The sequence below is a fragment of the Deltaproteobacteria bacterium genome, assembly GCA_003696105.1.
Taxonomy (GTDB): Bacteria; Myxococcota_A; Polyangia; order Haliangiales; family J016; genus J016.
Genome location: RFGE01000341.1, coordinates 1 through 5,777, shown reverse-complemented (window position 1 = coordinate 5,777; position 5,777 = coordinate 1). Strand labels below are relative to the sequence as shown.

At 77.5% G+C, this 5,777-nt stretch carries 4 protein-coding genes; 3 read left to right on the top strand and 1 reads right to left on the bottom strand.

The genetic code is table 11. The features are described 5' to 3' along the window. Both D6689_21235 and D6689_21230 read left to right on the top strand, forming a co-directional pair. On the top strand, window positions 1-1,383 hold a 1,383-nt coding region (locus tag D6689_21235; protein ID RMH37249.1), incomplete at its 5' end, for an ATP-binding protein. Window positions 1,384-2,191: 808 nt separating this feature from the next. Continuing rightward, window positions 2,192-4,204, top strand: a complete 2,013-nt coding sequence (locus tag D6689_21230; GenBank protein ID RMH37250.1) for a serine/threonine protein kinase — start codon at window positions 2,192-2,194, stop codon at window positions 4,202-4,204. Between the two features lie 21 nt (window positions 4,205-4,225). Here D6689_21230 and D6689_21225 read toward each other — a convergent pair whose 3' ends face one another. After that, window positions 4,226-5,584, bottom strand: coding sequence for an FHA domain-containing protein (locus D6689_21225; GenBank protein RMH37248.1), 1,359 nt, complete (start codon window positions 5,582-5,584; stop codon window positions 4,226-4,228). On the opposite strand from D6689_21225, the gene D6689_21220 reads away from it, so the two are divergent. Next, complete coding sequence (locus D6689_21220; protein RMH37247.1) at window positions 5,550-5,777, top strand: hypothetical protein; 228 nt, start codon at window positions 5,550-5,552, stop codon at window positions 5,775-5,777. The two genes, D6689_21225 and D6689_21220, sit on opposite strands and share 35 nt — an antisense overlap.

Sequence of the window (5,777 nt, the reverse complement as noted above, 5' to 3'; positions counted from 1 at the left end):
CTGTGGACCCGCGCACTGGCCGCGACGCTGCCGCCCGACCGGGCGCGCGCCCTGCACGCCGCCGCGCTCGCCGCCGCCGGTCCCGCGCCGCCGCCGCGGGTCGTCGCCCGCCACGCCGCCGCCGCCGGCGACCCCGCGCGCGCCGCCGCCGCGCTCGTCGCGCTCGGCGACGCCGCGGCCGACCGTCACCGCTACGCCGAGGCCGAGCGCCACTACAGCCGCGCGCTCGACTGCGCGCCGCCGCCCGCCGTCGCGCTGCGCGCGCGCGCCGGGCGCGGCCGGGCGCGCTACCGCCTCCAGCGCCACGCCGCCGCGGTCGCCGACCTCGCCGCCGCCGAGCGGGCCGCCGCCGAGCGGGGCGACGAGCGGCTCGCCGTCGGGCTCCTGCTCGAGCGCGCCACCGCGCTCGACTGGTGCCAGGACCGCGCCGGCGCCGCCGCCCTGGCCGAGGCGGCGTGGCCGCGGGCGCGGGCGCTCGGCGACCCGCGGCTCGTCGCGCGCGCGCAACTCGCGCTCGGGGTCGCGCGGCACCGCGCCGAGCGCACCGGCGAGGCCCTCGCGCTGCTGGCGCGCGCGGCCGACGGAGCGCGGGCGTGCGGCGACGCCGAGACGCGCGCGATCGCGCTGCTCGTGCTCGCGCCGGCGCTGGTGTACGCCGGCCGGGACGGCGACGCCGAAGCCCGCTTCGCCGAGGCGATCGCCGCGTGCGAGCGCGCCGGCGACGACTTCCACCTCGCCGCCGCGCTCACCAACCGGATGGTGCTGTGGATGAAGCGGGGCGATCCCGACGCGGCCGCCGCGGACCTCGGGCGCTGCATGCGGATCGCGCGCCGCCTGGGCAACCCCCAGCTCGAACGCGGCGCCGCGATCAACCTCGGAGAGCTGGAGCTGTGGCGCGGCCGGTTCGAGCGCGCGCGCCGGCTCGCCGAGGCCGCCCGCGCGCTCCAGCGCCAGTTCGTCGACGGCTTCGCCAGCTACGAGGACGCGCTGTTGCTGGCGCGCATCGCGTGCGCCCGCGGCGAGCCCGGCGCGGCCGAGCACCTCGCGTGGATCCGGGCCCGCTGCGACCTCGCGGGCGCGCCGCCGTCGATCGGCGTGCTCCTGGCGCTGGTCGAGCGCGCCGACGCCGACCGGGCCGCCGGCCGGATCGACGCCGCCGCGTGGGACGCGCTCGACCGCCGCGCCGCCGACGCCGAGCTGTTGCACGAACGGCTCGAAGTGCTGACGACCGCGTGCGCCACCGCCGCCGCCGTGGGCGCGATCGCGTGCGCGCGGCGTTGGCTCGCGGCGGCGCGCGCGCTGGCACGTGATTCGCAGCTGTGGAGCGCCCGGCTCACCGCCCTGGCGAGCCGCCTGTCACCGAAGGAGACCCCACGCGCATGAATCCACGCAGGTTCCCGACATCCCTCGCCCGCCCGCGCGCCGCCACCCGGATCCTCGCCGCGTCCGCGGCGCTGGCCGCCGCCGCATGTGGCCTACCCGTCGACACGGACGATCTGGCCGGCGACGTCGACTCGACCGCCCGCGAGGCGATCACGTGGAACGCGATCACGTGGAACGCGATCACGTGGAACGCGCTCACCACCGTCCCCGGCGTGAGCAAGCACCTGGTCAGCCAGCCGCTGTCGACCGCCACGTTCGGCGACGCGGGCCGGTCGTCGCCGGCGATCGCCCTGCGCGCCGCCGTCGATGCGAGCGCGGAGACGCGCCTGTTCATGGACTACCTGGTGAGCTGCGCGCTGCCGGCCGGGCGCAGCGTCCACTGGCAGTCGCCGTACACCGCCGCGTCGGCCACGTACAAGGGCGGGCTCGGCCTGTGCCCCGAATGGGAGTCGCTGTCGCCGGGCGAGGAGGTGAGCGAGGCGTGCCAGCAGCGCGTGTCCGCGTGTCTGCTGGCGCGCAACAACGCGTTCGGCGCGAAGGTGCGGCTGTCGCTGCGCGGCGATCGCGGCGGCGGCACCGGCTTCGACGTGAGCGGCGCCGTGGCCGCGCGCGGGTCGGCGCCCGCGTGCTCGTGGTCCGACGACGGCGAGTGCGGATGGCGACCGCAAAAGGTCGGAGTCGCCGACGCCGGCACGGTCGTCCTCGTGCGCCGCGGCGAACCGTGCTGGGGAGACGACGTGCTCGTGCGCGTGTGCCCGGGCGACAGCCACTGCAGCGGGCGCGCCGCGGTCGCGACCGAGCGCCTGTCGTGCGGCGAGGTCGCCGCCGTCGCGCTCGACTACGACACCTACGGCGGCCAGGCCGTGTTCGCCCTGTCGACCCGGCCGGCGAACCCGCGCGCCCGCGCCAGCAAGCCGGTGACCGTGTCGGCTCCCGGCGCGGGGTGGGTCGCCTATCCGGCGCCGGAGTGGCGCGTGTACGGCTTCCGCGAAGGCGCCTTCTACGGCAACCTGTTCGCCACCGAGGCGCTCGGCGTCCAAAGTCGGTTGGTGTGGGAGGTCAAGCGCGCCGGCTACCGCGTCGAGCACTGCGTCAAGCGGCGGTACTGGATCCCGACGCCGTGGGGCGGGGCGTGGTTCGACAGCTGCTCGCCCTGGTACCGGGACCTCGACGAGCTGCACGCCAACGAGGACGCCTACCTCGCCTACCAGAACATGTACGCGTGCAGCTCGCGCGAGTGGGACGCGGCGACCGCCGACGCGACGATGCGCGTGTGCGCGGGGCCGGAAAGCCGCCAGTGCGCGGCGACGTGGGTCGGTCCGTGCGACCGCATCGCCGCGGCGACGCCGGGGTTGTGCGCGACCCGCAACAACCCGGCCACCGGCTGGCTCGACGGCGACTACGACGACTGCGACGACGCCCGGGGCCGCACGTGGCCCGATCCGCTGACGACCTACCTGGTGTCGCCCTCCGACGTGTGCCCGCAGTGCGCGAACCCGTAGAGCCGAAGGCGGCGCGGCCGCACGCGGCGGACCGGGCCGTGGAAGCCACCGGGCCGACGCACCCCGCGCGCGGCCTCCCCGCCGCAGTCGTCGACGCGGAGCCGCTGTACGCCGACGAACTCGCGCCCGGTACGCTCGTGGGCGCGTACACGGTCGAGGCGCTGCACGGCGCCGGCGGGTTCGCGCACGTCTACCGGGCGCGCCGCGCAGACGGGGGCGATCGCGTCGCGCTGAAGGTGCTGCGCGCGCCGGCGAGCCGGGCGGTGCGGATCGCCAGCCGGTTCGCGCGCGAGGTCGAGGCGCTGCAGCGCGTCGACCACCCGAACATCGTGCGCGTGTTCGACGCCGGCGAGCTGCACGACGGCCGGCCGTACCTCGCGATGCAGTGGTTGCCCGGGCCGACGCTGCGCGAGGCGATCGCCGCGCGCGGCCGCCTGGCGCCGCGCGACGTGCTGGCCGTCGTGCGCGACATCGCCGGCGCGCTCGACGCGGCGCACGCGGCCGGCATCGTCCACCGCGACCTCAAGGCGCAAAACGTGATCACGGTGCCGCGCGGCGACGGGTTCGGCATCAAGGTCGTCGACTTCGGCATCGCCAAGCTGCGGTTGCCCGAGGACGGCGACGCGTCGTTTACCTCGCGCACGGTGCTCGGCACGCCCGAGACCGCCGCGCCGGAGCAGATCCTCGGCGAGCGAGTCGACGCGCGCGCCGACGTCTACGCGCTCGGCGTCCTCGCGTTCCACATGCTCACCGGCCGGCCGCCGTTTTGGGCCGACACCGCGGTCGAACTCGAGGAGTTGCACCTGAGCGCGGCGCCGCCGCGCGCCAGCGAGTCGGCGGCCGTGCCCGCCGCGGTGGACGCGGTGCTGGCGCGCGCGATGGCCAAGCGACCGGACGAACGCCCGCGGAGCGCCGGCGCGTTCGCGGACGCGCTCGCCGGCGCCCTCGCCGAGCCGCCGGCCGCTCGCGCCGCGTGCATGCGCGAGCCCGGCGCGGCGGTGTGGGTGTGCGCCGACGACGGCGACGCGAGCGACGACGCGCTGGCGCGGATCGACGGCGCGCTCGCGGCCGCCGAGGAGGCCGCCGCCCGCGCCGGGTTGCGGGTGGCGGTCGCGACGCCGTCGGCCGTGCTCGCCATCGGCCTGGGCGGCGGCGCGCGCGACCGGGCCGAGCGCGTCGCCGCGACCGTGCGCGCCGTGGCCGCGGGCGCGCCGGTCCGCGTCGCGGTGTGCGACGGCGACCTGGTCGTGCGCCGGTTTGCCGGCGGCGAGTGGGATCCGATCGACGGCAGCCTGCTGCGGCCCGGTACGTGGGAGTGACGCCGCGGCGGGTGCGCGCGGCTACCGGTAGCGGCGGAGCAGCTTGTACAGATACGTGCGGTCGACCCCCGCCGCCGCGGCCGCCGCCGCGACCTTGCCGCCGTGTTCGCGCAGCAGCTGGGCGACGTACGCGCGTTCGAACGCCTCGATCGCGCGCTTGCGCGCCTCGGCCAGCGGCAGCGACGTGTCGACCGCCAGCGCCCCCGGCTCGCCCGCGACCGCCGCCGACGCCACGTCGATGTCGGCGCCCGGCGGCACCGCGTCGTCGAACACGAGGCACTGCTCGAGGTAGTTGCGCAGCTCGCGGACGTTGCCGGGCCACGCGTTGTGGCGCAGCGACGCGACGAACGCCGGCGCGGTGAACCGCGCGAGCTGGTCGGGCGTCGCGCCGAGCGCCTCGAGCAGGCCGCGGGCGAGCAGCGGCAGGTCCTCGAGCCGGCTGCGCAGCGGCGGCAGCGCCAGCTTGATCACCGCGAGCCGAAAGTAGAGGTCTTCGCGAAACCGGCCGGCGTTGACCTCCGCGCGCAGGTCGCGGTTGGTCGCCGCCACCACGCGCACGTCCACCGGCCGCGGCGCGTTGCCGCCGACCCGCCGCAGCGCGCGGTTTTCGAGCACGCCGAGCAGTTTCGGTTGCAGCTCCAACGGAAGCTCCCCGATCTCGTCGAGGAACACCGTGCCTCCGTCGGCCTCCTCGAACGCGCCCGCGCGCGGCGCCACCGCGCCGGTGAACGCGCCGCGCTCGTGGCCGAAAAGCTCGCTCTCGAGCAGCCCCGCCGGGATGGCGCCGCAGTCGATCGTCACCAGCGGCCGGTCCCGGCGCGGGCCGAGCGCGTGCAACGTGCGCGCCGCCGCGCTCTTGCCCGTGCCGGTCTCCCCCTCGAGCAGCACCGTCGCGTCCGTCGCCGCCGCCCGCTCGAGCACCGCGAACACCGCGCGCATCGCCGCCGACTCCCCGGCCAGCTCGCCGAGCGACGTCCGCTCCGACAGCGGCAGCTGCACGGTCGTGCCCAGAAAGCGGAACCGCAGCGCCGACCGGCCGAGCCGCAGCGTGCTGCCGGTTTTGAGGAACGCGTCGACGACGCCGACCCCGTCGACGATCGTGCCGTTGCGGCTGCCGAGGTCGCGCACCCTCGCCCGCCCGCCGTCGATCGCGATCTCGCAGTGGAACCGCGACACCGTCGGGTCGTCGAGCACGACGTCGCACGACGGATTCGCGCCGATCGTCACCCGCGCGCCGCCGGCCTGAAACGCCAGCCCGGCGCTCGGGCCGTCGACTCCTTCGAGCGCGAACCCGCGCACGACTCCCGCCGCCGCCCTCCCCACCTCGTGGACCTTCGTGCTCCGGGTGCGCGCGTCGCCGCGATCGCGCTCGGACGTCATCGTCGCGCGCACCGTACAAGCGCGGCCGCCCGCGCGCAAGCCGGCGCCGCGCGGGCGGCGTCCACCGGACCGCCCGGGCGCCGCGCGGCCTCGCCTCCGAGTGCCGGCGGTCGCCGCCGGGCCGGCGCGCCGTCGGCTCCGGCCGCGGCGCGCGTTCGGCCGGGGCGCGACCGCCCGGCGTGCGCTACGCTAG

What these genes read in the sequence shown, in the direction of transcription:
- D6689_21225 (RMH37248.1), bottom strand. Translation starts at nt 5,584, where the DNA reads ATGACGTCCGAGCGCGATCGCGGCGACGCGCGCACCCGGAGCACGAAG.